Annotated in this window: 23 protein-coding genes; 7 read left to right on the forward strand and 16 right to left on the reverse strand. The window is 68.2% G+C overall.

Annotated features, from left to right (window positions below):
* Positions 1–59: 59 nt before the first annotated feature.
* Both mraZ and KY497_RS13925 read right to left on the reverse strand, forming a co-directional pair.
* Positions 60–491 (reverse strand): division/cell wall cluster transcriptional repressor MraZ, encoded by a 432-nt coding sequence (gene mraZ / locus KY497_RS13920; protein ID WP_017830220.1) that lies wholly within the window; start codon positions 489–491, stop codon positions 60–62.
* Between the two features lie 265 nt (positions 492–756).
* Positions 757–1131 carry a DUF3040 domain-containing protein gene (locus KY497_RS13925; RefSeq protein ID WP_017830219.1) on the reverse strand — a complete coding sequence of 125 codons (375 nt, stop codon included), beginning with the start codon at positions 1129–1131 and terminating at the stop codon, positions 757–759.
* Between the two features lie 97 nt (positions 1132–1228).
* Here KY497_RS13925 and KY497_RS13930 point away from each other — a divergent pair, with 97 nt between their 5' ends.
* Positions 1229–2317 carry a polyprenyl synthetase family protein gene (locus KY497_RS13930; RefSeq protein ID WP_218682063.1) on the forward strand — a complete coding sequence of 363 codons (1089 nt, stop codon included), beginning with the start codon at positions 1229–1231 and terminating at the stop codon, positions 2315–2317.
* Positions 2318–2329: 12 nt separating this feature from the next.
* Here the strand turns inward: KY497_RS13930 and KY497_RS13935 are convergent, their stop codons facing one another.
* On the reverse strand, positions 2330–2635 hold the full coding sequence (locus KY497_RS13935) for an Rv2175c family DNA-binding protein (RefSeq protein ID WP_055867317.1): 306 nt from the start codon (positions 2633–2635) through the stop codon (positions 2330–2332).
* 184 nt (positions 2636–2819) lie between these two features.
* Here KY497_RS13935 and KY497_RS13940 point away from each other — a divergent pair, with 184 nt between their 5' ends.
* Both KY497_RS13940 and pknB read left to right on the forward strand, forming a co-directional pair.
* Positions 2820–4001: a LysM peptidoglycan-binding domain-containing protein gene (locus KY497_RS13940; RefSeq protein WP_219869292.1), complete on the forward strand. Its 1182-nt coding sequence runs from the start codon at positions 2820–2822 to the stop codon at positions 3999–4001.
* Positions 4002–4079: 78 nt separating this feature from the next.
* Positions 4080–6026 carry a Stk1 family PASTA domain-containing Ser/Thr kinase gene (gene pknB, locus KY497_RS13945; protein ID WP_141386200.1) on the forward strand — a complete coding sequence of 649 codons (1947 nt, stop codon included), beginning with the start codon at positions 4080–4082 and terminating at the stop codon, positions 6024–6026.
* Between the two features lie 106 nt (positions 6027–6132).
* Here pknB and KY497_RS13950 read toward each other — a convergent pair whose 3' ends face one another.
* Positions 6133–7473, reverse strand: a complete 1341-nt coding sequence (locus KY497_RS13950) for a class II 3-deoxy-7-phosphoheptulonate synthase (RefSeq protein WP_055867309.1) — start codon at positions 7471–7473, stop codon at positions 6133–6135.
* Between the two features lie 47 nt (positions 7474–7520).
* Positions 7521–8210, reverse strand: a complete 690-nt coding sequence (locus tag KY497_RS13955; protein WP_017830213.1) for a 1-acyl-sn-glycerol-3-phosphate acyltransferase — start codon at positions 8208–8210, stop codon at positions 7521–7523.
* Positions 8211–8362: 152 nt separating this feature from the next.
* Between KY497_RS13955 and KY497_RS13960 the strand changes: the two genes are divergently transcribed.
* Positions 8363–10195, forward strand: a complete 1833-nt coding sequence (locus KY497_RS13960; RefSeq protein WP_055867306.1) for a long-chain fatty acid--CoA ligase — start codon at positions 8363–8365, stop codon at positions 10193–10195.
* A 59-nt stretch (positions 10196–10254) separates the two neighbouring features.
* On the opposite strand, the gene def is transcribed toward KY497_RS13960, so the two are convergent.
* The 3 genes from def to KY497_RS13975 all read right to left on the reverse strand — a co-directional run bounded on the left by def (position 10255) and on the right by KY497_RS13975 (position 15922).
* The gene (gene def, locus KY497_RS13965) at positions 10255–10746 is read right to left on the reverse strand and encodes a peptide deformylase (protein ID WP_017830211.1); all 492 of its coding nucleotides are present in this window, start codon (positions 10744–10746) and stop codon (positions 10255–10257) included.
* The gene (locus KY497_RS13970; protein ID WP_219869293.1) at positions 10746–12449 is read right to left on the reverse strand and encodes a MinD/ParA family protein; all 1704 of its coding nucleotides are present in this window, start codon (positions 12447–12449) and stop codon (positions 10746–10748) included. The genes def and KY497_RS13970 overlap by 1 nt, the downstream gene beginning before the upstream one ends.
* 65 nt (positions 12450–12514) lie before the next feature.
* Positions 12515–15922, reverse strand: a complete 3408-nt coding sequence (locus KY497_RS13975; RefSeq protein ID WP_219869294.1) for a pyruvate carboxylase — start codon at positions 15920–15922, stop codon at positions 12515–12517.
* Positions 15923–16015: 93 nt separating this feature from the next.
* On the opposite strand from KY497_RS13975, the gene KY497_RS13980 reads away from it, so the two are divergent.
* Positions 16016–16828, forward strand: a complete 813-nt coding sequence (locus KY497_RS13980) for a ParA family protein (protein ID WP_028501500.1) — start codon at positions 16016–16018, stop codon at positions 16826–16828.
* A gap of 70 nt (positions 16829–16898) precedes the next feature.
* On the opposite strand, the gene KY497_RS13985 is transcribed toward KY497_RS13980, so the two are convergent.
* The 3 genes from KY497_RS13985 to KY497_RS13995 all read right to left on the reverse strand — a co-directional run bounded on the left by KY497_RS13985 (position 16899) and on the right by KY497_RS13995 (position 18722).
* A complete protein-coding gene (locus KY497_RS13985) occupies positions 16899–17444 on the reverse strand; it encodes a MerR family transcriptional regulator (protein ID WP_055867298.1) in 546 nt (181 codons plus the stop codon).
* A 100-nt stretch (positions 17445–17544) separates the two neighbouring features.
* Positions 17545–18231: a MerR family transcriptional regulator gene (locus KY497_RS13990; protein WP_141386203.1), complete on the reverse strand. Its 687-nt coding sequence runs from the start codon at positions 18229–18231 to the stop codon at positions 17545–17547.
* The gene (locus KY497_RS13995) at positions 18231–18722 is read right to left on the reverse strand and encodes an FHA domain-containing protein (protein WP_219869295.1); all 492 of its coding nucleotides are present in this window, start codon (positions 18720–18722) and stop codon (positions 18231–18233) included. The genes KY497_RS13990 and KY497_RS13995 overlap by 1 nt, the downstream gene beginning before the upstream one ends.
* Before the next feature lie 100 nt (positions 18723–18822).
* Between KY497_RS13995 and KY497_RS14000 the strand changes: the two genes are divergently transcribed.
* The gene (locus KY497_RS14000) at positions 18823–19470 is read left to right on the forward strand and encodes a copper resistance CopC family protein (RefSeq protein WP_219869296.1); all 648 of its coding nucleotides are present in this window, start codon (positions 18823–18825) and stop codon (positions 19468–19470) included.
* Between the two features lie 9 nt (positions 19471–19479).
* Positions 19480–20877, forward strand: a complete 1398-nt coding sequence (lpdA, locus tag KY497_RS14005; RefSeq protein ID WP_219869297.1) for a dihydrolipoyl dehydrogenase — start codon at positions 19480–19482, stop codon at positions 20875–20877.
* Positions 20878–20943: 66 nt separating this feature from the next.
* Here lpdA and KY497_RS14010 read toward each other — a convergent pair whose 3' ends face one another.
* The 5 genes from KY497_RS14010 to KY497_RS14030 form a co-directional block, all read right to left on the reverse strand.
* Positions 20944–22065 carry an NAD(P)/FAD-dependent oxidoreductase gene (locus KY497_RS14010; RefSeq protein ID WP_219869298.1) on the reverse strand — a complete coding sequence of 374 codons (1122 nt, stop codon included), beginning with the start codon at positions 22063–22065 and terminating at the stop codon, positions 20944–20946.
* Complete coding sequence (locus KY497_RS14015; protein ID WP_219869299.1) at positions 22052–22777, reverse strand: methyltransferase domain-containing protein; 726 nt, start codon at positions 22775–22777, stop codon at positions 22052–22054. Before KY497_RS14015 ends, KY497_RS14010 begins: the two co-directional genes overlap by 14 nt.
* On the reverse strand, positions 22774–23934 hold the full coding sequence (locus KY497_RS14020; protein WP_258185708.1) for a type III polyketide synthase: 1161 nt from the start codon (positions 23932–23934) through the stop codon (positions 22774–22776). The genes KY497_RS14015 and KY497_RS14020 overlap by 4 nt, the downstream gene beginning before the upstream one ends.
* A 63-nt stretch (positions 23935–23997) precedes the next feature.
* Positions 23998–24612 (reverse strand): CYTH domain-containing protein, encoded by a 615-nt coding sequence (locus KY497_RS14025; RefSeq protein ID WP_219869300.1) that lies wholly within the window; start codon positions 24610–24612, stop codon positions 23998–24000.
* Entirely contained in the window at positions 24605–24817 is a 213-nt protein-coding gene (locus tag KY497_RS14030; protein ID WP_017830198.1) for a hypothetical protein, read from the reverse strand. Before KY497_RS14030 ends, KY497_RS14025 begins: the two co-directional genes overlap by 8 nt.
* Between the last annotated feature and the right edge of the window lie 21 nt (positions 24818–24838).

Consider the following 24838-nt stretch of genomic DNA (forward strand, 5'->3'; position numbering starts at 1 on the left):
CTCGACCCGGCACCGGGGAAGTGTGTCGGGGCGGGAGCGGCGGGGCATCACAGCCGTGGTCAGAAGAGTCCCGGAATCACCTCCTGCTCGAGGTCGGAGTAGGTCTCCTCGCCGGCGGCGAGGTAGGCGTTCCAGCTCTCGGCATCCCAGATCTCGGCGTGGGCGCCGACTCCGGTGACGATGAGTTCCTTCTGCAGGCCTGCGTACTGACGCAGGTGCGCCGGGATGGTGATGCGGTTCTGGCTGTCTGGCATCTCCGCGCTGGCTCCGGAGAGGAACAGTCGCATGAAGTCACGCGCCTGCTTGTTGGCGAGCGGGGCCTGACGGATCCGCTCGTGCATCGCCTCGAACTCGGCCGTGCTGAACACGTAGAGGCACCGCTCCTGGCCTCGGGTGACGACGATGCCGCCGCCGAGGTCTTCGCGGAACTTCGCAGGAAGGATGACCCGTCCTTTGTCGTCCAGCTTCGGTGAGTGCGTACCCAGCAACATCGGCCATCACCCCCTCTGCGTCCGGCCAACTCGAGGTGCGCCCCACTTTACTCCACTTTCCTCCACATACCTACGACCAATCCGCAGGCAACGCATGCCGACGACGATCGGCGCGCTGAAGAGCCGCGGAATTACGCGGTGGAGGAAGGTGGAGGGCTAGTGGAGGGTTTTCCCACCCATCGAGATGGCCCGTTCCCCGCGGGGGTTAACGGCAGAAGCCCGGATGCTCAGCATCCGGGCTTCTGTCGTGAAGTATCGAGGTCGGTCAGTGCCCGTCCTGGCGGCGATCCCACCGGTCGTTCATTCGATCCATGAACGAGGCGGACTCCTGCCGCTTGGGAGCGGAACGCTCTCGGGGCTCAGCCGCGCTCGTTCGCCTCACGGGAGTGACGGCGACCATGACGCCGGCGAGCATCGCGGCGAAACCGACGACGCCGACGACGATGCCCCAGACGCCGCTGAGGATGACTCCGGCGACCAGACCGCCGACGCCGGCGAGCAGGAGGAGTGCACCGTAGACGAGATTTCGGTAGCTCAATGCTCGATCGCCGGACGGCGCGGTCACCACGTCGGCATCGTTGTGAAGGAGATGGCGTTCCATCTCGTCGAGCAGACGCTGCTCCTGTTCGGAGAGTGGCATTTCGTCCCCCTCGGGTATCGTGCCTTCCATTCTACGCGCGACGAGACGTCCGGGGCTAGCAGTTCGGCGTCCCCTTGCTTTACGTATGCTGGGAGTCGTGTCGTCCTCCTCCCCTGTACCCGACGCCGTCGCCGCACATCTCGACCGCTTCCTCGCGCGGATGCGCGACGAATCGATGGAGTACGGCCCCGATGCGGCATCCTTCCTCTCCGTCGCCGCCGCCACGCTGGACGGAGGCAAGCGGCTTCGTGCGCGGTTCTGCCATGCAGGTTGGCGCGCCGTGGCCAGGTTCCACGACCGAGATGCGACGGAGTCCGATGCTCTGTGGGACATCTGCACCGCACTGGAGATCTTCCAGTCGGCCGCGCTCGTCCACGACGATCTGATCGACAACTCCGACACCCGCCGCGGTCGCCCCGCAGCGCACCGTGCGCTCGAGGCATCGCACCGCGCCGCCGGATGGTCGGGAGATGCGGAGGCGTTCGGTCGGGCATCCGCCATCCTCCTGGGAGATCTCCTGGTCGCCTGGAGCGATGACCTGCTGGAGTCGGCGCTGGAGGGGCAGCCTCAGGCACTCACCGTGCGTTCCGAGTACGCCAGGATGCGAAGAGACGTCACCACTGGCCAGTTCCTCGACATCGCCGAGGAATCGGCGTGGAGCGTCAACGACGGCGGCCTCCATGCGGAACGGGCTCTTCGTGTGGCATCGCTCAAGTCCGCCAGGTACAGCATCGAGCAGCCGCTGGTCCTCGGAGGAGCCTTCGGCGGGGCCGACGCGGATCAGATGGCGGCGCTGCGCCGCTTCGGGCACCCGGTCGGCATGGCCTTCCAGCTCCGGGACGACGTGCTCGGCGTGTTCGGCGACGCATCCGTCACGGGGAAACCGGCCGGAGACGATCTGCGCGAGGGCAAGCGCACAGTGCTGATCGCCCTCACCCGGCAGACCCTCGACGCTTCCGCGCGCAATCTCCTGGACGAGATGCTCGGAGACACGGAACTGACGCCGCAGCAGGTGTCGTTCCTGCAGGCGACCATCACCGATTCAGGCGCGCTGGAACAGGTCGAGGCGATGATCGCCGACTATGCGCGCGAGGCTGATCGCGCACTATCGGGCGCCCGGCTCGACAACGCGGCCGTCGGCGAACTGCGCGAGCTCGCGCGGGCGGCGACGGTGCGTTCCTCCTGAGCGATCCTGCGGTCAGGCGAGGGTACGAGCGAGGCGTCGGACCGCGCTCTTGTGCCCGGCCAGCAGGGCGTCGATCGGCGAGCGACCGAGGCTCTCCTCGTCGGCGAGGAGCCAGTCGATCAGCTCGTCGTCCGTGAAGCCGGCATCCTGCAGGACGATCACCGTTCCCCGCAGAGAACTCAGCGGGTGTCCATCGACGATGAACACCGACGGCACCGCGAAGACTCCGCTGCGAGTGGATCCGACCAGGTAGTGCTCGTCGATCAGACGGCGCACACGGCCGAGGGGCTCGTCGAGCACCTCGACGAGGTCGGGCATCGTCAACCACTCGATGGCGGCAGCGGCAGGGGTTCCAGCAACGTTCTCAGACACGTTGCCCACTATCTCACCTCTGCGTGACCGTCGCATGTCGACCCTCCAGTCACATCCTTCACTTGCGTCACTTCAGTTGACTTCTGTTTACATCCGTGTCAGCGTGAAAAACTCGAAAAGGGGGCAAGCCTTGACATTCAAGACCGCCACGCGTCGAACGCGACATCTGCAGATCGGAGTGCCTGCGGCCGTGCTCGGCGCCCTCGCGACCACGCTCACCGCCGCACCGGCCAGCGCGGCTTCCCCCGTGGGCACCGCCACCGTCGAACGCGAGCGCCTCCTCCCCGTACGGGTGGCTCCCACCGAAGCGGCACCACCGAGCTACGTCGTCCAGCCAGGTGACACGGTCTCGGCGATCGCGACGCGCTTCGGGCTGCGCACCGTCGACGTCCTCACCTCGAACGGCCTCTCCTGGCGCTCCGTGATCCACCCCGGCCAGAGTCTGACGCTCCAGCCCGGAGCGGTCGCAGCCCCCGCCGCCGCTCCAGCACCCGCCGCCGCGGCCACGCACCAGGTCGTCGCCGGCGACACCGTGTACGCCATCGCTCAGAGATACGGCACGACCGTCGACGCCGTGCTCTCGGCGAACGGCCTCGACCGCGCGTCGATCATCTTCCCCGGTCAGAGCCTCGTCGTCTCCGGGAGCAGTGCGGCGGCCGCACCGGCAGTTGCTCCGGCTCAGACCCCCGCTCCGGCATCCGCCGCCACGCACACCGTCGCCGCAGGAGACACCCTGTTCGGCATCGCGCAGAGATACGGCACGACGACCCAGACGCTGTATGCCGCCAACGGGCTCGGCCCCTCGTCGATCATCTATCCCGGCCAGACCCTGTCCCTGCAGGGGGCGCCGACCCCCGCCCCCGCGACGACTGCTCCCGCCTCCACGGGCGGACAGCAGGCGACGACGCTCTCCGCGGAGCAAGGGGCGAACGCGGCGCTCATCATCCGCATCGGTCGCGAGATCGGCGTCAACGACCGGGCCATCGCCATCGCCCTCGCGACCGGGATGGTCGAGTCGGGGCTGCGCAACCTCGACTGGGGCGACCGCGATTCGCTCGGCATCTTCCAGCAGCGTCCGAGCACAGGGTGGGGAACCCCGGCGCAGATCATGGACGCGGACCGGAGCACACGCGTGTTCTACGGCGGTCAGAGCGACCCGAACGGACAGGCGACCCGCGGGCTCCTGGACATCCCCGGCTGGGACAGCATGCCGTTCACAGCGGCGGCGCAGGCGGTGCAGATCTCGGCGTATCCGGACAGGTACGGCCAGTGGGAGGCCCAAGCATATGCCTGGCTCGCTCTCTACAGCTGACGACATCCGGGAAAACCCGCAGGCCCGAGGGGTGAGGCGCTCCCCTGTCTTTCAGGCAGTTCTCCATAGAATTCTGACGTGACGACCAATCAGCAAGCCGACCCCCTCATCGGGCGGCTTGTCGACGGCCGCTATCGTGTGCGCGCCCGCATCGCCCGCGGAGGCATGGCGACGGTCTATGTCGCGACCGACCTCCGTCTCGAACGGCGCATCGCCCTCAAGGTGATGCACGCGCACCTCAGCGACGACTCGGCCTTCCAGAGCCGCTTCATCCAGGAGGCGAGGGCCGCGGCCCGCCTGGCGGATCCGCACGTCGTCAACGTGTTCGACCAGGGGCAGGACGGCGAGCTGGCGTACCTCGTCATGGAGTACCTGCCCGGAATCACGCTGCGCGAGCTCCTCCGCGAGCAGAAGCGCCTCACGCTCCCGCAGACCATCACGATCATGGACGCGATCCTGGCCGGTCTTTCGGCCGCACACCGCGCCGGAATCGTGCATCGCGACGTGAAGCCGGAGAACGTCCTCCTCGCGGAGGACGGCCGCATCAAGATCGGCGATTTCGGACTCGCACGAGCGACGACCGCGAACACCGCGACCGGACAGCAGCTGCTGGGGACGATCGCCTACCTCGCCCCCGAACTCGTCACCCGAGGCACCGCCGACGCCCGCAGCGACATCTACGCGCTCGGCATCATGCTGTACGAGATGCTGGTCGGCGAGCAGCCCTACAAGGGCGAGCAGCCGATGCAGATCGCCTTCCAGCACGCCACGGAGTCTGTCCCGCGCCCGAGCGTTCGCAATCCCGCCGTGCCGGAGCAGCTCGACGAGCTCGTGCTCTGGGCCACGGAGAAGTCCCCGGACGACCGACCGGACGACGCTCAGCAGATGCTCGAGCGCCTGCGGGAGATCGAACGCGACCTCGGCGTCACCCCGACGGCGGCCAGAGCCACGGCTGCGCAGCACAGCCACGGCGACTCCGGCGACCTCACCAAGGTGATGCCGGGAACCATGGTGATCGCCGACCCCACGGCTCCCGTCCCCGCCGCGCTCGACAATGCGACCCTCCTGCGGCGACGCGCGTCCAAGCGCCGCGCGCGCGGAGCGTTCCTCCTCACTCTCGTGCTCCTGCTGGCGGTGCTCGCCGGTGGTGTGGGCTGGTGGTTCGGTTCCGGCCCCGGCTCGCTGATCGCGGTGCCTGCCGTTGCAGGAGGCACCTACGACGCGGCCGCCTCCACGCTGACCGAGGCCGGCTTCGTCCCCGCGCAGAAGGACGAGTTCTCCATCGACATCCCCGCCGGGACCGTGATCGAGACCGACCCTGCCGAGGGTTCGCGACTCGACAAGGGCGCCTCGGTCACGGTGATCGTCTCTGCAGGACCCGCCGCGCACACTCTCGACCCCCTGAACGGACGCGCCGAGCAAGACGCCCGCGACTACCTCGACGGCCTCAACGTCAACGTCACGGACACGTCGCTGATGCTGTTCTCCGACGCCGACGCCGGCATCGTCATCAACGCCTATGTCACCCCGAGAGCCGGCGGAGAGGCATACATCTGCGGCGACGGCTGCGAGGTCTTCGAAGACGACACGGTGGAGCTGTACGTCTCGTCCGGCGAGTTCCCCGATGTCGCGGGCATGTCGATCGGCGAGGCGACCTCCACCCTCTCGGACAAGGGCCTCACCGTCACCGCCGAGCCGCAGTACACGTTCAGCGACAGCGTCGCCAAGGATGTCGTCATCGGTGTGGCCGACCGTGCGGAAGAAGGCAACTGGCGGCCCGGCGACAACGTGCAGCTCATCGTCTCGAAGGGGCCGGAGCTATTCCCCGTGCCCGACGTCTCGGGGAAGACCCTGAACGAGGCCAAGAAGATCCTCGCCGACAAGGGGTTCAAATCGACCTACGCCGCCTGGGGCGATCTGCCGGGCTTCGCCGAGATGGCGAGAGTCACCGGCCAGGATCCTGGTACGGACAAGTCCCTCCCCCGCGGCGGCACCGTGAACCTCTCGATCCAACTGAGCGGCTGAGCGCTCCCGCGTCGGTTGCTGCAAGAGCACGAACCCACCGACGAAGGAAGCCGCCCTCCCCGATGATTCCGGGAGGGCGGCTTCTTTCGTCTTCGCGACGGGAGCGTCAGCGCTTCTCAAGCTCCTCAGCGACGAGGAAGGCGAGCTCCAGAGACTGCATGTGGTTCAGTCGCGGGTCGCACAGGCTCTCGTAGCGCGTGGCCAGGGCCGCTTCGTCGATCCGCTCCGAACCACCGAGGCACTCGGTGACGTCGTCACCGGTGAGCTCGACGTGGATGCCGCCGGGGAACGTACCCACGGCACGGTGCGCTTCGAAGAAGCCTCGCACCTCGTCGACCACGTCGTCGAAGCGACGAGTCTTGTAGCCGGTCGGCGTGGTGATGCCGTTGCCGTGCATCGGGTCGGTGACCCACAGGGGCTGCGCGCCGGAGTCGCGAACTGCTTCGAGCAGGGGCGGAAGAGCATCGCGGATCTTGCCCGCTCCCATGCGGGTGATGAACGTCAGTCGGCCGGGCTCGCGCTCGGGATCCAGCTTGTCGATCAGAGCGAGGGCGGTGTCCGGCGACGTGGTCGGTCCGAGCTTCACGCCGATGGGATTGCGGATCTTGGAGAAGTAGTCGACGTGCGCGCCGTCGAGCTCGCGCGTGCGCTCTCCGATCCAGAGGAAGTGCGCAGACGTGTTGTACGGGGTGTCCGTTCGCGAGTCGATACGCGTCATCGGGCGCTCGTAGTCCATGAGCAGGCCCTCGTGCCCGGTGAAGAACTCGACGCGCTTCAGCTCGTCGAAGTCCGCGCCCGCGGCCTCCATGAACTTGATCGCGCGGTCGATCTCGGCGGCCATGCGCTCGTAGCGCTGATTGGCCGGGTTCTGCGCGAAGCCCTTGTTCCACGAGTGCACCTCGCGGAGGTCGGCGAAACCACCCTGCGTGAACGCGCGGATCAGGTTCAGCGTGGACGCCGCCGTGTGGTAGCCCTGGAGCAGGCGACCGGGGTCGGCCGTGCGGGACCCCTCGGTGAAGTCGTAGCCGTTCACGATGTCGCCGCGGTAAGCCGGCAGCGTGACATCGCCACGGGTCTCGGAGTCGCTCGAACGCGGCTTCGCGAACTGTCCCGCCATGCGGCCCATCTTGACGATGGGCATCGAGGCGCCGTAGGTCAGCACGACGGCCATCTGCAGCACCGTCTTGATGCGGTTGCGGATCTGTTCGGCGGTCGCCCCTGCGAAGGTCTCGGCACAGTCGCCACCCTGGAGCAGGAATGCCTGACCGGATGCGGCGCGCGCGAGCCGGTCGCGAAGGTTGTCGACCTCGCCGGCGAAGACCAGAGGCGGAAGGGTCGCGATCTGCTGGGAGACGTCGGCGACGCGGTCCGCGTCGGGCCACTGCGGCTGCTGCTTGATGGGAAGCGAGCGCCATGCATCAAGGGCTTCGATGTGGTGCGGGAGCATGCGTTCCAGCCTAGTGGTCACTGGTGCCGCCCAGATCCGCGCGAGGCCTATGTGACGCGACTCGGGAGCCGCTCCTTGACCGTCGAGGCGTAGACGTCTTCGTACTTCTGCTCACCGAGCCTCTGCAGGGCCACCATGATCTCATCGGTGACCGATCGCAGGATGTAGCGATCGTTCTCCATCCCCGCGTAACGGGAGAAGTCGAGAGGCTCCCCGATCACGATGCCGACGCGCACGATGCGCGGCAGCCGCCGACCGATGGGCATCGCCGTGTCGGTGTCGACCATGATCACCGGCACGACAGGGACCTTCGCCTCGAGCGCCATCCTGGCGATGCCGGTGCGCCCTCGGTAGAGCTTGCCGTCCGGGCTGCGCGTGCCCTCGGGGTAGATCCCGAGCAGGTCGCCTCCGCCGAGAACCTGGAGCCCCGTGTTCAGCGAGGCCTCGGAGGCCTTGCCACCCGATCTGTCGATGGGGATCTGCCCTGTGGCCTTCATGAAGAACTTCGTCGCCCAGCCTTTGATGCCGCGGCCGGTGAAGTAGTCGCTCTTCGCGAGGAAGGACATCGACCGGTCGATCACCAGGGGAAGGAAGATCGAATCGGCGAAGGAGAGGTGATTGCTCGCGAGGATCGCCGCGCCGTTCGCGGGCACGTTGTTCCGCCCCACGATCCAGGGGCGGAATACCGCCTTGACCACGGGGCCGATCACCACGTACTTCATCAGCCAGTAGAACATCGTGGTGAAGTCTAGCGCCGCGCCCGGCGTCTGTCGGAAGCCTCTTCCGGCGTCGAGCCCGCGAGCGACCCAGTTTCACCCAAGGCGCGACTCGGTTCCATGCCCTAGACTCGTAGCCAAGTCCGTGCCCGACCGGTACCGAAGGAGCTGCCGTGGTCCAGTTTGAAGTCCCTGCGATCGTCCCCGCCGATCCCGACGCGAACGTCGCCGACCTTCTGGTGAAGCGTGTCGAAGCCACCCCTGATCGTGCGTTGTTCTCGGTCCCCGAGGGAGACGGCTGGCGCGACATCTCCGCCGCGGACTTCCAGACGGCCGTGATCGCGCTCGCGAAGGGCTTCGCCGCTGCGGGCATCCGGCCGGGCGAGAAGGTCGGCTTCCTCGCACGCACCACGTACGAATGGACGCTCGTCGACTTCGCGCTCTTCTACGCAGGTGCCGTGATGGTGCCGATCTACGAGACCAGTTCGCCCTCGCAGATCCAGTGGATCCTCGAGGATTCCGGAGCGATCGCGCTCATGGTGGAGTCGCCGGAGCATTTCGCCCGTGTCGACGAGGTCCGCGGCGACCTTCCCCTGATCCGTGAGGTGTGGCAGCTGCACCTCGGAGCCATCGACACCCTGACCGCACAGGGCGCCTCGGTGACCGACGCCGAGATCGAGCGCCGGCGCAGTCTGGCGGTCGGATCCGACATCGCGACCCTCATCTACACGTCGGGCTCCACCGGGCGCCCGAAGGGATGCGTGCTCACGCACAGCAACTTCGTCGAGTTGTCCCGCAACTCGGCCAAGGCCCTTGATGAGGTCGTCCAGACACCCGGAGCATCCACTCTCCTCTTCATCACGACCGCGCACGTGTTCGCCCGGTTCATCTCGATCCTCGACGTCCACGCGGGAGTGCGCACGGGCCACCAGCCCGACACCCGCCAGCTCCTGCCGGCACTCGGATCGTTCAAGCCCACCTTCCTCCTCGCGGTCCCCCGCGTGTTCGAGAAGGTCTACAACTCCGCGGAGCAGAAGGCCGAGGCCGGCGGCAAGGGCAAGATCTTCCGCGCCGCGGCCGATGTCGCCATCGAGCATTCCAAGCTGCTCGAGGCGGGCAAGCCGATCCCCTTCGGGATGAAGCTCAAGTTCGCCCTGTTCAACAAGCTCGTCTACAGCAAGCTCCGCGAGGCCATGGGCGGCAACGTCGTCTACGCCGTCTCGGGCTCCGCTCCCCTCGGCTCGCGGCTCGGGCACTTCTTCCACAGCCTCGGCGTGGTGATCCTTGAGGGCTACGGCCTGACCGAGACCACCGCTCCCGCCACCGTGAACCTGGCCGACAAGTCGAAGATCGGCACCGTCGGTCCCGCGCTCCCCGGCGTCGGCGTGCGTCTCGCAGACGATGGCGAGATCGAGGTCCGCGGCATCAACGTGTTCAAGGAGTACTGGAACAACCCCGAGGCGACAGCTGAGGCCTTCAGCGAAGGCGGCTGGTTCCACACCGGCGACATCGGCAGCTTCGACTCCGAGGGCTTCCTGACGATCACGGGGCGCAAGAAGGAGATCATCGTCACGGCCGGCGGCAAGAACGTCGCCCCCGCGGCGCTCGAGGACCCGATCCGCGCGAACCCGATCATCGGCCAGGTGGTCGTCGTCGGCGATCAGCGTCCGTTCATCTCGGCGCTCGTGACGCTCGACCCCGAGATGCTCCCGACGTGGCTGGCGAACAATGGCCTCGACGCGAAGATGTCGCTCGTCGACGCCTCCAAGAACGAGGGTGTGCGCGCCGAAGTGCAGCGTGCTGTCGATGCCGCGAATGCTCGCGTCTCGCGTGCGGAGTCGATCCGCAAGTTCACGATCCTCGACTCCGAATGGACAGAGGCCTCCGGACATCTGACCCCGAAGCTCTCGATCAAGCGGAACATCATCATGAACGACTTCGCCGACGAGATCGCCGCGATCTACGACGAGCCCGTCGCGACGACGAACGTCCCGATCGGCGGCTGACGCGCCGAGATCGAAGAAGGGCCCCGCAAGCTGCGGGGCCCTTCTTCATGCTCTGAGGATCAGAACCAGGCGCTTTCGCGCACCTCACGCATGGCGACCTTGCGCGTCTGCGGATCGAGACGGGTCAGGAAGAGCTTGCCGTCGAGGTGATCGGTCTCGTGCTGCAGCGCCTGTGCGAGCAGGCCGTCGCCCTCGAGGACGACGGGGTTGCCATCGAGGTCGATCCCCTCGACACGAGCCCAGGGATGACGCTGCGCGTCGTGCCAGAGTCCGGGGACCGAGAGGCAGCCCTCCCCCGTCGGCTCGGGCTCTCCGCGCACCTCGGTCAGGACTGGGTTGATCACGTAGCCGATGTCGCCGTCGATGTTGTAGCTGAAGGCGCGCAGAGCGACACCGATCTGGGGCGCAGCGACTCCGGCGCGACCGGGCAGCTCCACGGTGTCTACCAGGTCTGCCACCAGCGCACGCACTCCGTCATCGATCTCCTCGACCGGCGCACAGACCGCCCGCAGGACGGGGTCTCCGAAGATGCGGATCTCGCGGACGGCCATCAGGCGGCCTTGGCCCGCAGGCCCTCGACGAGCAGCGCGGCGAGTTCACGGGCTGCGATCCGCGTCTCCGGCAGGAGATTCGCGAACACGATGGTCCCTCCCCCGGCGATCTGCGGGTCGTAGGGCACGCGGACGACGCTCCGCGCCCGAGTGGCGAAGTGCGCCTGCAACTCGTTCAGGCGCACGAGCGGCGTCCCCGGCGTCGACTGGTTGAGGACGACGATCGCCTCGCGCGCCTGCTCCTCATACCCGTTGGTCTCCAACCACGTGAGCGTCTCGGAGGCGAGCCGGGCCTCGTCGACGCTGAGACCGGAGACGATGACGATCTGATCGGCGAGATCGAGAGTCGCCGACATCACCGAGTGCACGATGCCCGTGCCCGTGTCGGTGAGGACGAGCGAGTAGTAGTGTGCGGCGACGCCGGCAACATCCCGGTAGTCGCTGTCGCTGAAGGCCTCGGCGATGCGAGGGTCGGCATCGGAGGCGAGGACGTCGAGGCGGGTCGCATCCCGGGCCACGATCGCGGAGATGTCGTGGTATCCCTTGACGTCGTCGTGGATCCGGACGAGATCGCGCACGGACTTGCTGTGGTGCGGGCGCACGATGCGCTCCGCGAGCGTTCCGCGGTCGGGGTTGGCGTCGACCGCGATCACACGATCCTCGCGGGCGTCGGCGAGAGCCATGCCCAGCAGCGCGGTGATCGTCGTCTTGCCCACCCCGCCCTTGCGGGACAGCACGGGGACGAACCGCGCTCCCCCGGCCAGTGGCGCCGCGATCCTCGCCGAGAGCGCCTTCCGCTCCCGCGCACGGCGACCGTCGCCGATGTTGATGCGCCGACCGGAGACGGCGTAGAGGAAATGACTCCATGCCCCCTCGGGCTCCGGCTTCGTGATGCGGTGCGGGTCGAGCAGCCGGTCGGCGGTGAGCAGATCGGCGGACTCGCGCGAGGACTCGCCCAGATCGTCCAGGCGCTTCGAGGTCAGCGTCACATCCGCTCGCGCTGCCGCCCGAGCGGGCTGCGGCACGACGGACCTCTCTTCAGGAGTGGACACGGTGGTCTCCTTCTCGGTGGCCGCCTGCACGGCGGATGCCGGTGCCGGCGTCGCCGTCTCGATCTCGGACAGAGCTTTGGCGAGGAACTGGGCGGCGGCGACTTCCTCCGCTGCGTGCTGGTCGGCGGTGTCTCGATCGTCGGCGATCGTCTCGGACACCTGGTCATCGACGACGACCGCATCGACGACGGCATCCGCGACGGGGGCCGATTCGAGTGCCGTCACCTCGATCACGATCGGTTCGATGACGAGCGGCTCGTCGATCATACCCGTGACGACAGCCGGTTCCGCAGGAGGCTCGACCTCTGACGCCGCTTCGACGACCGGCGCTTCGTCGGGCTCCGCGTCCTGCGCGGCTGCGTCTGCGGCTGCGGCTGCGGGCACGGGGTCGGGACGGGGTGCTTTCGGAAGCGACTTCGTCTTCGTCGTCGATCCCACGGCGGGGGGCGGATCGATCACGAGGTCGCCGATGACCTCGCCGTCGACCACACCGTCGTCGGCGAGGTCATCGTCGTCGTCGCTCCTGGGCAGGGCCACGCTGACCTGGGCCGTCCCGCCGAGGATGCCGATCACTGCCGTGTCGAGAGACGCGGCTTCGTCGAGCACCCCCAGCGAGTTCTCCTCGGGGTCAGTGGTGTTCTTCGGTGTCACGATGTCGCTCCAAGCCTGCGCGGGCCTCGGGTGCACACGAATGCGCGGCCCTCGCCCGCACAAGATTAGTGCGCCGGGCGGATCACGACCAAAAGATCTCCTGCATCCACCTGCTGGGTCTCGGCGATCGCGTGCCGCTCGATGACGCCGTCGACGGGGGCGGTGATGGCCGCCTCCATCTTCATCGCCTCGATGGATGCGACGGGTTCACCGGCCCGGACAGTGGCCCCGACCTCGGCCTTCAGTGTGACGACACCGGAAAACGGAGCGGCCACCTGACCCGGAACGGACGTGTCGGCCTTCTCGACCTCGAGAGCGTCGACCTTGATCGAACGGTCGCGGACGAACACCGGACGCAGCTGCCCGTTCAGAGTCGTCATGACGGTGCGCATACCCTTGTCGTCGGCATCGCCGATGGCTTCGAGCCCGACGTACAGGCGCACACCGCGATCGATCTCGATCTGGTGCTCCTGTCCCGCGACGAGACCGTAGAGGTAGTCACTGGTGTCGAGCACCGAGAGGTCGCCGAACAGTTCCCGACGCTCGGCGAACTCCGCGGTGGGCGCGGGGAACAGCAGCGTGTTGAGGCGTGTCCGCCGCTCGGCGCTGGTTCCGGCGAGTGCTGCTTCGTCGTCTGCCGTGATCGCGGTGAGGCCGGTGCGCACGGAGCGCCCGGCGAGGACCTTGGTGCGGAAAGGCTCCGGCCATCCCCCGGGCAGGTCGCCGAGCTCGCCCGCCATGAAGCCGACGACGGAGTCCGGAACGTCGTACTTCTCGGGGTTCGCCTCGAAGTCGGCAGGGTCGGCCTTCACGGCCGCGAGGTGGAGGGCGAGATCGCCGACGACCTTCGACGACGGCGTCACCTTGGGCACGCGACCGAGGATGCGGTCGGCCGCGGCGTACATGTCCTCGATGAGTTCGAAGTCGTCGGCGAGGCCGAGCGCCTTCGCCTGCTGTCGCAGGTTCGACAGCTGACCGCCGGGGATCTCGTGGTGGTAGACGCGCCCGGTGGGGCCGGGAAGACCCGACTCGAACGGCGCGTACTGGCGACGGACCGCCTCCCAGTAGGGCTCGAGATCCGAGACGGCGTCGAGCGAGATCCCGCTGTCGCGCTCGGTGTGCGCGAGCGCGGCGACGAGAGACGACAGCGACGGCTGGCTCGTGGTTCCCGAGAGCGGCGCAGACGCGGCGTCCACGGCATCGACGCCGGCGGCACTGGCCGCGAGGAGCGTCGCGAGCTGACCGCCGGGGGTGTCATGCGTGTGCAGATGGACAGGAAGGTCGAATCGCTCGCGCAGTGCCGTGACCAGCTTGGCGGCGGCCGCCGGACGCAGCAGACCCGCCATGTCCTTGATCGCGATGATATGCGCGCCCGCGTCGACGATCTGGTCCGCGAGGCCCAGGTAGTAGTCGAGGGTGTAGAGGTCTTCCGCCGGATCCAGCAGATCGCCGGTGTAGCAGAGCGCCACTTCGGCGACGGCGGTCCCCGTGTTGCGGACCGCCGCGATCGCTGGACGCATCTGCTCCACGTCGTTGAGCGCGTCGAAGATACGGAAGATGTCGACGCCACTGGCAGCGGCCTCCGCGACGAATGCCTCGGTCACGGCCGTGGGGTACGGCGTGTAGCCGACCGTGTTGCGACCGCGCAGCAGCATCTGGATCGCCACGTTGGGCAGCGCCGCACGGAGTTTGTCGAGGCGCTCCCAGGGGTCCTCGCCGAGGAAGCGCAGCGCGACGTCGTAGGTGGCACCGCCCCATGCCTCGACCGAGAGCAGACCGGGAGTGAGCCTCGCCAGGTACGGCGCCGCGGCGACCAGGTCCTTCGTGCGCACACGCGTGGCCAGGAGCGACTGGTGCGCGTCGCGGAACGTGGTGTCGGTGACCGCCAGGGCCGTCTGCGCACGGAGGCTGCGGGCGAAGCCCTCAGGTCCCAGTTCGAGCAGGCGCTGGCGCGAACCCGGCGCCGGCTCGGAAGTCAGGTCGACGGCAGGCAGCTTGGTGACCGCGTCGACGACGCCGGGGTGGACGCCATGCGGCTTGTTCACCGTGACGTCGACCAGCCAGTTGAGGAGCTTCGTCCCGCGGTCCTTGGAGACACGGCCGCGCAGCAGCTCGGGGCGTTCGTCGATGAACGACGTGCTGACATCGCCCGCGATGAAGGCCTCATCTTCCAGGAGCGCCTGCAGGAACGGGATGTTGGTCGAGACGCCGCGGATGCGGAACTCCGCGAGAGCACGACGTGCGCGGGCGACCGCGGCGGGGAAGTCGCGCCCACGGCAGGTGAGCTTGGCCAGCATGGAGTCGAAGTGGGGACTGATCTGGGCCCCCTGGTGGACCGTGCCGCCGTCGAGGCGGATGCCGGCACCGCCGGGGGAACGGTACGTGGTGATCTTGCCGGTGTCGGGGCGGAATCCCTGCGTCGGGTCCTCCGTGGTGATGCGGCACTGCAGTGCGGCGCCGCGCAGATGCAGGTTCTCCTGCTGCAGGCCGAGGTCGGCGAGGCTCTGGCCGGAGGCGATCCGCATCTGGCTCTGCACCAGGTCGACATCGGTCACCTCTTCCGTGACCGTGTGCTCGACCTGGATGCGCGGATTCATCTCGATGAAGACGACCTCGCCGGTGCGCTCCCCCGCCGTCTCGAGCAGGAACTCGACTGTTCCGGCGTTCTCGTAGCCGATGGAGCGGGCGAAGGCGACGGCGTACCCGTGCAGGGCAGTGCGCACGCTGTCGTCGAGGTTCGGCGCCGGAGCGATCTCCACCACCTTCTGGTGGCGTCGCTGCACCGAGCAGTCACGCTCGAAGAGGTGCACGGTCTCGCCGGTCTTGTCGGCGAGGATCTGCACCTCGATGTGCCGAGGGCGAACGACCGCCTGCTCGAGGAACATCCGTGCGTCGCCGAAGGCGCTCGCGGCTTCCCGCATCGCCTCTGCGAGAGCGGGAGCGAGGTCGCCTGCGGTCTCGACCCGACGCATCCCGCGCCCTCCGCCGCCGGCCACGGCCTTGGCGAACAGCGGGAATCCGATGTCCTCGGCCTGCGCCACCAGAGCCTCGACGTCGTCCGATGCCTCGGTGGAGCGGAGGACGGGGACCCCGGCCTCGATCGCGTGACGCTTCGCCTCGACCTTGTTGCCGGCCATTTCGAGAACGTGGGCAGGAGGTCCGATGAACACGATGCCGTTCGCCGCGGCCTTCTCCGCGAGCTCCGGGTTCTCGGAGAGGAACCCGTAACCGGGGTAGATCGCATCCGCACCAGACTCGAGCGCGACGCGGATGATCTCGTCGACGTTCAGGTATGCGCGCACAGGATGCCCGCGCTCGCCGATCTCGTAGGCCTCATCGGCCTTGAGCCGGTGCACGGAGCCGCGGTCTTCATGCGCGAACACCGCGACGGTGCGCGCCCCCACCTCGACCGCCGCACGGAAGGCACGGATCGCGATCTCGCCGCGATTCGCCACAAGGATCTTCTGGAACATGCACACCTCTGGGAGCTCGATGCGCAGCGTTTTCGATGCGCATGGGGCGGGGCTGAGTGTTCACCCAGCCTAGGGGAAGGTAACGTGGTGTCCGTGCACGTACTCAGCGTCAGCTCTCTCAAGGGAGGCGTCGGCAAGACGACCGTGACACTCGGGCTGGCCTCAGCGGCTTTCGCCCGAGGAGTCCGGACTCTCGTCGTCGACCTCGACCCGCAGTCCGACGTCTCCACCGGGATGGACATCCAGGTGGCCGGACGACTCAACATCGCCGACGTCCTGGCGAACCCGAAGGAGAAGGTCGTCCGTCAGGCGATCACCTCCAGCGGCTGGGCGAAGGTGCACCCCGGAACGATCGATGTCCTCATCGGCAGCCCCTCGGCGATCAACTTCGACGGTCCGCACCCGAGCGTGCGCGACGTGTGGAAGCTCGAAGAGGCGCTCGCATCCGTCGAGGCCGACTACGACCTCGTGCTCGTCGACTGCGCACCGTCTCTGAACGCGTTGACCCGCACGGCATGGGCGGCGAGTGACCGCGTCATGGTCGTCACCGAGCCCGGCCTGTTCTCCGTCGCCGCGGCCGACCGTGCCCTTCGCGCGATCGAGGAGATCCGCCGCGGCCTCTCGCCTCGTCTGCAGCCTCTCGGCATCGTCGTGAACCGCGTGCGCCCCCAGTCCATCGAGCACCAGTTCCGCATCAAGGAGCTGCGCGACATGTTCGGGCCCCTCGTGCTCTCCCCGCAGCTGCCGGAGCGCACCTCGCTGCAGCAGGCGCAGGGTGCCGCCAAGCCGCTGCACATCTGGCCGGGAGATTCCGCGCAGGAGCTCGCGGCCGACTTCGACCAGTTGCTCGACCGGATCATCCGCACCGGACGCATCGCCGTCCCCGAGAGCGGTCAGCAGAGCTGACCCTCCCGGGCGCACACAGCGAAACGGCCATCCTCTTCGAGGACGGCCGTTTTCTGTATGACGCGAGAGGTCAGGCGGTGCGCTTGGTGCGACGCGCCGACAGTTCGTCGACGGGGTCGGGAGCGGTCGCATCGAAGGCGACGAGCGTCGACTCGACCTCGCGGAGCACCTTGCCGACGGCGATGCCGAACACTCCCTGACCACGGCTGACGAGGTCGATGACCTCGTCGTTCGAGGTGCACAGGTAGACCGAGGCGCCATCGCTCATGAGCGTGGTGCCTGCGAGGTCACGGATGCCGGCGCGGCGGAGCTCGTCCACGGCCGTGCGGATCTGCTGCAGCGAGATGCCGGTGTCGAGAAGGCTCTTCACGAGCTTGAGGACGAGGATGTCCCGGAAGCCGTAGAGCCGCTGCGAACCGGACCCGCTCGCTCCGCGGACCGTGGGCTCCACCAGCTCGGTGCGTGCCCAGTAGTCCAGCTGTCGGTAGGTGATGCCGGCGGCACGAGCAGCGACAGCGCCGCGGTATCCGACCTCATCATCCATCGCGGGAAGACCGTCGGTGAAGAGGAGTTCGGGTACGAACCGCGGGTCGCCTGTGAGCTCATCCGCATTCATCTGAAATCCTCCCTGGAACGGTTATCTTCCACGGTAGAGCAGTGCCTGGGCGCCGGCAATCACATCCGTGGGACGGCGAAGGTGTGTCGCAATCAGTTCGTTACGAAAGCACTCGCGAGAGCGCGTCCTTGACGAAGAGCGAGCGCACTTCATCGATGCGCGAGGCGAGCTCGGGGGCGAGCTCGCTGGCCTTCGCACGGGAGGCGGCGTCGGTCCTGCGCAGCAGCGCGGACATGGCCGATTCGATGAGGGCGACCTCGCGTTCGGCGCCCTGGCGCAGCGAGCGGAGGTGCCGCGGCTCGATGCCGTGACGATCCAGTCCGACGAGACCGCGCAGCAGCGTGACCGTCGCCTCGGGGTAGCTCTCCTGAGCGGTGATGACGCCGGTGCTGATCGCGTCGTTGAGAAGCTGGGGCCCGGCTCCGGCAGCAGCCAGGAGCTCGTCGCGGCGATAGCGGCGCGGGGTCGGAGCGATAGACGGCGGCGGCACGAGCGCGGTCGCACCCCCGCCGGCGTCGGCTTCATCGAGCTGTTCGCGGATCACGCTCAGCGGCAGGTAGTGGTCGCGCTGCAGCGTGAGCCCGAGACGCAGCCGCTCGATGTCGGAGGCCGAGAACTTGCGGTAGCCGGACTCCGTGCGAGACGGGGTGACGATCCCCTGCACCTCGAGGAAGCGCAGCTTGCTGGAGGTCAGGTCGGGAAACTCCGGGGTGAGCCGTGCGAGCACCTGGCCGATACTCAGCAGGCCCGCGGACGCAGAGCGTTCGCGGGCGGGAGAGGCCGCCATCAGGCGTTCGCCGCCAGGCGGTCGTGCGGAGAGGCGAAGAAGTTCAGGCGGAACTTGCCGACACGGAGTTCGGAACCGTCCACCAGCGCGCTGCGGTCGACGCGCTCACCGTTGACGTACGTGCCGTTGAGCGAACGCTGATCGATGATCTCGAACGTCGACCCGGTGCGAGTGATCTCCGCGTGACGACGCGAGACCGTCACGTCGTCGAAGAAGATGTCGGCCTCGGGGTGACGGCCGACGGTCGTCACGTCGGTGTCGAGAAGGTATCGCGCTCCGGCGAGAGCGCCGGAGCGAACCAGCAGAAGCGCCGATCCCGCGGGCAGAGCGGCGATCGCCGTCTGCTCGACGTCGGTGAGTTCCACTCCGAACGGCACGAACGACAGATCGGAATCATGTCCGAACGTCTGCGTAACGTCGTGTCTCTGCTCACCGGAACGGTGGATCGCGGCTTCTCTGGCCGGTCGGCTGTCGCTGTCGCTGTCAGTCACTGTGCCCTCCTGATTGTCCAGACTAACGGATGCCGAGCCGCTCGCGGGAGGCCGCTTTCACACTCAGCGGTCCCATACCGAGGATTCATAGGCTGTACTCGTGAAGACCAAAGCTCTGAGCCGCTCGGCTGCCCCGATCGCCCTCGCCGCGACACTGCTCGCCGCCTTTCTCGTTCTCCTCTCCCCGGTTTCGGCTTCGGCGCACGACGCGCTCGTCTCGTCGTCGCCGGCGGCTGATGAGTCGGTCGACGTCGTGCCCGCCACGCTGACGCTCACCTTCAGCGCGAAGCTGATCGGCGGTGAAGGCTCCACCGAGGTGGTCGTGACCGACCCCGACGGCAACCAGGTCACCGACGGCCCGGCGGCCGTCGACGGCGCGATCGTCACCCAGCCGCTGAAGGGATCGGGACCGGCCGGCGCCTACCACGTGATCTGGAAGGTCGTCTCCAGCGACGGGCACCCCACGTCGGGCGAGTACTTCTTCACGGTGACGGTCGGCGACGCAGCGACCACGGATGAACCCACCGCAGCACCGACGACGGCCGCGCCCACCGCGGAGCAGACCGCCGCTCCCGAGGTCACCAGCGCGCCGAGCACGGACGCAGACGACTCCGCCGGCACCTCCGCGGCGATCTCGATCGTCTCGATCGTCGCCGTCCTTGTCGTCGCCGGCGTGGTCGTCTGGATCGTCATGAGCCGCCGTCGCGGCACGACTCCGACCGATTCCGACCCGTCCTCCGAGCGATAGGCTTAAGGCATGCCACACTACGACGTCGTCATCCTTGGTGCAGGTCCTGGCGGATACGTCGCTGCGGTTCGCAGCGCGCAGCTCGGTCTCTCCACCGCCATCATCGAGGAGAAGTACTGGGGCGGTGTCTGCCTCAACGTCGGCTGCATCCCCTCCAAGGCGCTCCTGAAGAACGCGGAGCTCGCACACACCCTGAACCACAAAGCGGAGTTCTTCGGTATCTCCGGCGAGTTCACGATCGACTTCGGCAAGGCCTTCGACCGCAGCCGTGAGGTCGCAGAGGGTCGCGTCAAGGGCATCCACTTCCTGATGAAGAAGAACAAGGTGACCGAGTACAACGGTCGCGGCACCTTCACCGGTCCCAAGGCGATCTCGGTCGCCAAGGCCGACGGCCAGGTCGAAGAGGTCACCTTCGACAACGTCATCATCGCCACCGGCTCCAAGGTCCGTCTGCTGCCGGGTGTCACGCTCAGCGAGAACGTCGTGACGTACGAAGAGCAGATCATGACCCGTGACCTGCCCGAGTCGATCGTCATCGTCGGCGCCGGCGCCATCGGCATGGAGTTCGCCTACGTCCTGACGAACTACGGCGTCAAGGTCACGATCATCGAGTTCCTCGACCGTGCGCTGCCCAACGAGGACGCCGATGTGTCGAAGGAGATCACGAAGCAGTACAAGAACTACGGCGTCGACATCCTCACGTCGACCAAGGTCGAGTCGGTCGTCGACAACGGCTCCTCCGTCACCGTCACCTACACCGGCAAGGACGGGCAGCAGAGCTCGATCGAGGCCGACAAGGTGCTCATGTCGGTCGGATTCGCCCCGAACATCGAGGGCTTCGGCCTCGAGAACACCGGAGTGAAGCTGACCGAGCGCGGCGCCATCGACATCGACGACCACATGCGCACCAATGTCGAGGGCATCTACGCCATCGGCGACGTGACCGCCAAGCTGCAGCTCGCCCACGTGGCCGAGGCTCAGGGCGTCGTCGCTGCCGAGACGATCGGCGGCGCGGAGACCCAGACGCTGGGCGACTACCGCATGATGCCGCGTGCGACGTTCTGCTCTCCGCAGGTCGCGTCGTTCGGTCTCACCGAGCAGCAGGCCAAGGACGAGGGGCGCGAGATCAAGGTCGCCACCTTCCCGTTCATGGCGAACGGCAAGGCGCACGGCCTCGGCGAGCCGGTCGGCTTCGTCAAGCTGATCGCCGACGCCGAGCACCTCGAGCTCATCGGCGCCCACATGATCGGCCCGGACGTGTCGGAGCTCCTGCCCGAGCTGACGCTGGCTCAGAAGTGGGATCTGACGGCGCTGGAGCTGGCCCGCAACGTGCACACGCACCCGACGCTGTCGGAGGCGCTGCAGGAGGGCTTCCACGGCCTCGCCGGCCACATGATCAACTTCTGATCGCTTCCTCATGAAGGCCCGGTCCGCGATACGCGAACCGGGCCTTCGTGCGTCCCGGAGCGTGGGTCAGAGACCGCGCATCGTGAGCAGCCCTGCCGTCCACCCGCGCAGCGGCGCGGATCCGAGCGCCCGCATCAGCAGCTCCCTGCCGCGCACGACCGCGGTGGATGCCGGAGCACCCATCGACATGTAGAACGACGAGCGGCGCTGCGCCCGCGCCGCCGATCGGTGCGCCTCTCGCGCGAACGCCGAGAAGTCGGGGGTCCGGCTCGGCAGCCCCTGTGCGAGCTCTGCGGCGAGACGGACGGCATCCATCCATCCGAGGTTCATCCCCTGCCCGCCGATCGGGCTGACCTCGTGCGCGGCGTCGCCCAGGAGCACGATCCTCCCCCGATGCAGCCTCGTCGCCGTGTGCTGCGCGGCGACGAACGACGCGGGCTTCAGGTCGGGCGCGAGTTCGAGGTCGATTCCCGTGCGCATCCGGATCGCCGCCCGGAAGTCCTCGATGCTGCCGAGGATACCGCTCCCCGTATCCCGCACCACCCATCGCCGGCGCCCACCCGGGAGGGGGAACGACTCGACGAGACCCTCCGGTTCGCAGTGCAGCACGGCACGTGCGTCCGGTGTCGCATCGACCGCGTCTGCCATGGCATAGGAGGCGCGTCCTGCGCGGGGGCGCCACCCGGCACCCACCTCGTCGCGGAATCGACTGCGCACGCCGTCCGCGACGACGACGACGCTGGCCGAGATCTCGTGCGGCCCCTCGGCGGAGTCGGCCGTGACCCGCACGGCATCCGCGCTCTGGCAGATGCTGCGCACGGTGCATCCGCAGATCAATGCGTCCGCGGAGAGCGAGTGCAGCCGGGCGCGCAGCAGGGCGTCCGTTCGCGGCTGCGGAAGGATCAGGACCGGGCGATCAGGGGCGAAGGTCAGCGACGCCAGACTCCGTCGACGGCTGCGCACCTCGCCGCCCTCGAGCCGCAGCACCTCCGCCCGCACCGCGGTGCCGATGCCTGCGGCATCCAACGCTTCGAGCCCCGGGCGGTGGATGCCGATGGCCCTGGTCCGATCGTCGGCGTGCGTCCGGCGTTCGTAGACCGCGACCCGCACCCCGTCCTGCACCAGCAGACAGGCCAGCAGCAGGCCGACCGGCCCCGCGCCGACGATCAGCACGTCATGGTCGGGCATGATCACCCTCCCACCGCAGTTCCAGGCGAGAGGGCACACCCCCGCGGACGGTCCACCCGGCAGGGGCGATCGCGGCGAGCTCGGCGGCTGTGTACGAGCGGCGGATGCTGAGGAGGCCGTCCTCGCGTATGAACGAGTCCGCCAGCAGCATGGTCGAGATGGTCCAGGTGGCCGCGGCGAACAGCGCGTAGGCGGTGCGGCTGCGTGCGATGTCATGATGCGACACCAAACCGCCCGGAGCGACGAGCTGCACGGAATCGCTGAGCACGGTCGTGAGTTCGGCGTCATCGAGATGGTGCAGCACGTGATTGGACAGCACCACGTCGTAGGTCTCGCCCGCGGCCACGAGTTCGGTCGTCAGGGCGCGGCGATACCGGATGCCCGCGCCGCCGTCGTGCGCCGACGCCCAGCGGATCGCCCGCTCGTCCGCGTCGAGAGCGGTGATCTCCGCGTCGAGACCGTCCTGACGCAACCGCCAGGCGAGCAGCCGGCAGAGGTCTCCCCCGCCCGCCCCGACGTCGAGGATCCGCAACGGCCGGGAGCGCTGCGCGCGCGGTCGGATGTCGCGTCGGTACAGGGCCCCCGGCCGGGAGACCAGGGCGTTCACGAACCCGAACCGTCCGTAGGTCCGCGCCAGCATCCGTGCGTCGGCGTGCGGATCGTCCATCAGCTCGCGAGCCTCGGCGTCCCGCGTCGTGAGGTCCGGCCTCATGACCCGGGCGAGGCGACGACGGTCATCAGCGCGCTCTCCGCCGTCAGACCGGGACCGAACGCCATCGCGGAGACCCGGTCGCCGGCGCTCGCCCCCTCCACCTCCAGGATGCGCTTGAGGACGAACAGCACGGTCGCACTGGACATGTTGCCGTTCTCCCGCAGCACGTCCCTGGCCGGGCGCAGCTGCGCATCGCTGAGGCGTAGCCGCTCCTGCACCTTGTCGAGGATGCTCCGCCCGCCGGGATGGATGGCCCAGTGCTGGACCGCATCCCCCACGCTTCCGGCCTCGAAAGCCTCGCCGAGACCCTCCTCGGCGCCGTACAACGGCCGGAGCGCACCGATGATCGTCTCGCCGATGATCTGCGGGACGGCCGTGGAGAGGATCATCTCGAAACCGGTGTCGCCGATCGTCCAGGCCATGTCCTTCTCCCCCTCCGGCGCGATGGCCGTGTGGAAGCGGTCAAGGCGCAACCCGGTCGACGCGGACGGGAGATCGCGCGCGGTGACGATCCCGGCGGCCGCACCGTCGGCGAACAGGGACGACGCGACGATCGTGTCGGGATTCTCCGAGGAACGCAGGTGCAGAGTGCACAGCTCGACGCTCACGACGAGGACCACGGCGTTCTCATCCGCGGCGCAGAACTGACTCGCGGCCCTGAGCGCAGGTATCGAGGCGTAGCAGCCCATGAAGCCGAGGTGGAAACGCTGCACCGCGTCGGACAGCCCGAGCGCACGCACGATCTCGTACTCCGGCCCCGGGGCATGGAACCCGGTGCAGGAGACCGTGATGACGTGGGTCACATCGGCCGGCTCGAGGTCAGGGTCGGAGTCGATCGCCCGCCGGGCGGCCTCGACGAAGAGCTTCGTGGCCTCTCGGGCGTAGAAGTCGTTGCGCGCCTTGGTGCCGGGGGCGAGCAGCATCCCCGATCCGCGGTCGAAGAACACGGGGTCTGTCGCTTCGGAATCCAGCGACAGCTCGTCGATCACGGTGTGCCGGGTGTCGATGCCCGAGACGTTGAACGACGTCGTGACGATGCGCTGCGCCAGCCGCCCGAGGCCGGGCTGCTGCGCGAAGACGTCACGCACCTGATCCTGGACGAGAACGGTATCGGGGACGATCGTCTGCAGCGATCGAAGCACAGGCGGTCGGCTCATGGTGCCACTCAAGCACTGCGCACCGCCCCGGGGGGAAGGGGTTGCGCGCGACCGCGGTCTGCCCTAGAAGCCGAGCGCCCTGGCGAGCTTGGAGTCGGATGCCGATTCGCGGCCTCCGGCAGCCAGCACCGCCTGCTCCACCGCCACGAAGAACGCGGTGCGTCCCGCCTCATCAGCCGGCGCCGCGGGCCCCAGCTCCATCTCCCACTCACGCCATTCGCGTTTCACGTTCTGGCGCAGGTCGCTCGCTCGCACCCGGTCGTCGACGAACTCGGCGACGACGCCGTCCGGGCCGGTGAGCAGATAGGCGGTGCGGTCGTTCTCGATGCGGGCGAGTGGGGTGAGCGGTGCGCTCGTCCACTCCGACACGGTCGTGGCGACCGCAGAGGGGAGCGCGTCGCCCTCCCCTAGAGGCCAGCCGAGCTCGAGTCGACCGTCTCCCTGTCGGGGACCTTTCACATGCCAGCCCTCGTCGGGCCCGCCGGTGCGACGACGCAATGCCACGCCGGCGCGCGAGAGCGTGCCGTCAGCGGTGTCGAAGTACTGGGCGTCCAGCGTGCGCAGCACACCGGGGCTGACCGTGTCGACGCCCGGGAGCGCCTCCCATCGCGGCAACGGGGTCTCCGGATCGACGTCGTACTTGCGCTCGACCTCGACCGTGCGGGAGGGCTCAGTCATCGTCGAGCGTGAGGTCCTCGAGAGACTCTTCAAACCAGTAGTCGATCTCCGTGGGGCCGTCGGCGGGGCCGGTGTTCTGCGGCTCGCCGCGGCGGTTGTACACCACCTGCGTCTCGCTGTAGGGAACGATCAGCTTGTCGTCCGCGTCGCCGAGGGGGATGATCTGCCCGTCGAGCGGGCCGCCGTGAAGTCGTGCGAGTGCCATGTGCTCAGGGTAGCGCCGTCG

The organism is Microbacterium sp. PAMC22086, assembly GCF_019443525.1.
In the GTDB taxonomy this organism is placed as follows: domain Bacteria; phylum Actinomycetota; class Actinomycetes; order Actinomycetales; family Microbacteriaceae; genus Microbacterium; species Microbacterium maritypicum.

Coding starts and splice junctions, on each gene's coding strand:
- mraZ (WP_017830220.1), bottom strand. CDS start 491: ATGTTGCTGGGTACGCACTCACCGAAGCTGGACGACAAAGGACGGGTC.
- KY497_RS13925 (WP_017830219.1), bottom strand. CDS start 1,131: ATGCCACTCTCCGAACAGGAGCAGCGTCTGCTCGACGAGATGGAACGC.
- KY497_RS13935 (WP_055867317.1), bottom strand. CDS start 2,635: ATGCCCGACCTCGTCGAGGTGCTCGACGAGCCCCTCGGCCGTGTGCGC.
- KY497_RS13950 (WP_055867309.1), bottom strand. CDS start 7,473: ATGCTCCCGCACCACATCGAAGCCCTTGATGCATGGCGCTCGCTTCCC.
- KY497_RS13955 (WP_017830213.1), bottom strand. CDS start 8,210: ATGTTCTACTGGCTGATGAAGTACGTGGTGATCGGCCCCGTGGTCAAG.
- def (WP_017830211.1), bottom strand. CDS start 10,746: ATGGCCGTCCGCGAGATCCGCATCTTCGGAGACCCCGTCCTGCGGGCG.
- KY497_RS13975 (WP_219869294.1), bottom strand. CDS start 15,922: ATGTTCCAGAAGATCCTTGTGGCGAATCGCGGCGAGATCGCGATCCGT.
- KY497_RS13985 (WP_055867298.1), bottom strand. CDS start 17,444: ATGAATGCGGATGAGCTCACAGGCGACCCGCGGTTCGTACCCGAACTC.
- KY497_RS13990 (WP_141386203.1), bottom strand. CDS start 18,231: ATGGCGGCCTCTCCCGCCCGCGAACGCTCTGCGTCCGCGGGCCTGCTG.
- lpdA (WP_219869297.1), top strand. CDS start 19,480: ATGCCACACTACGACGTCGTCATCCTTGGTGCAGGTCCTGGCGGATAC.
- KY497_RS14010 (WP_219869298.1), bottom strand. CDS start 22,065: ATGCCCGACCATGACGTGCTGATCGTCGGCGCGGGGCCGGTCGGCCTG.
- KY497_RS14015 (WP_219869299.1), bottom strand. CDS start 22,777: ATGAGGCCGGACCTCACGACGCGGGACGCCGAGGCTCGCGAGCTGATG.
- KY497_RS14020 (WP_258185708.1), bottom strand. CDS start 23,934: ATGAGCCGACCGCCTGTGCTTCGATCGCTGCAGACGATCGTCCCCGAT.
- KY497_RS14025 (WP_219869300.1), bottom strand. CDS start 24,612: ATGACTGAGCCCTCCCGCACGGTCGAGGTCGAGCGCAAGTACGACGTC.
- KY497_RS14030 (WP_017830198.1), bottom strand. CDS start 24,817: ATGGCACTCGCACGACTTCACGGCGGCCCGCTCGACGGGCAGATCATC.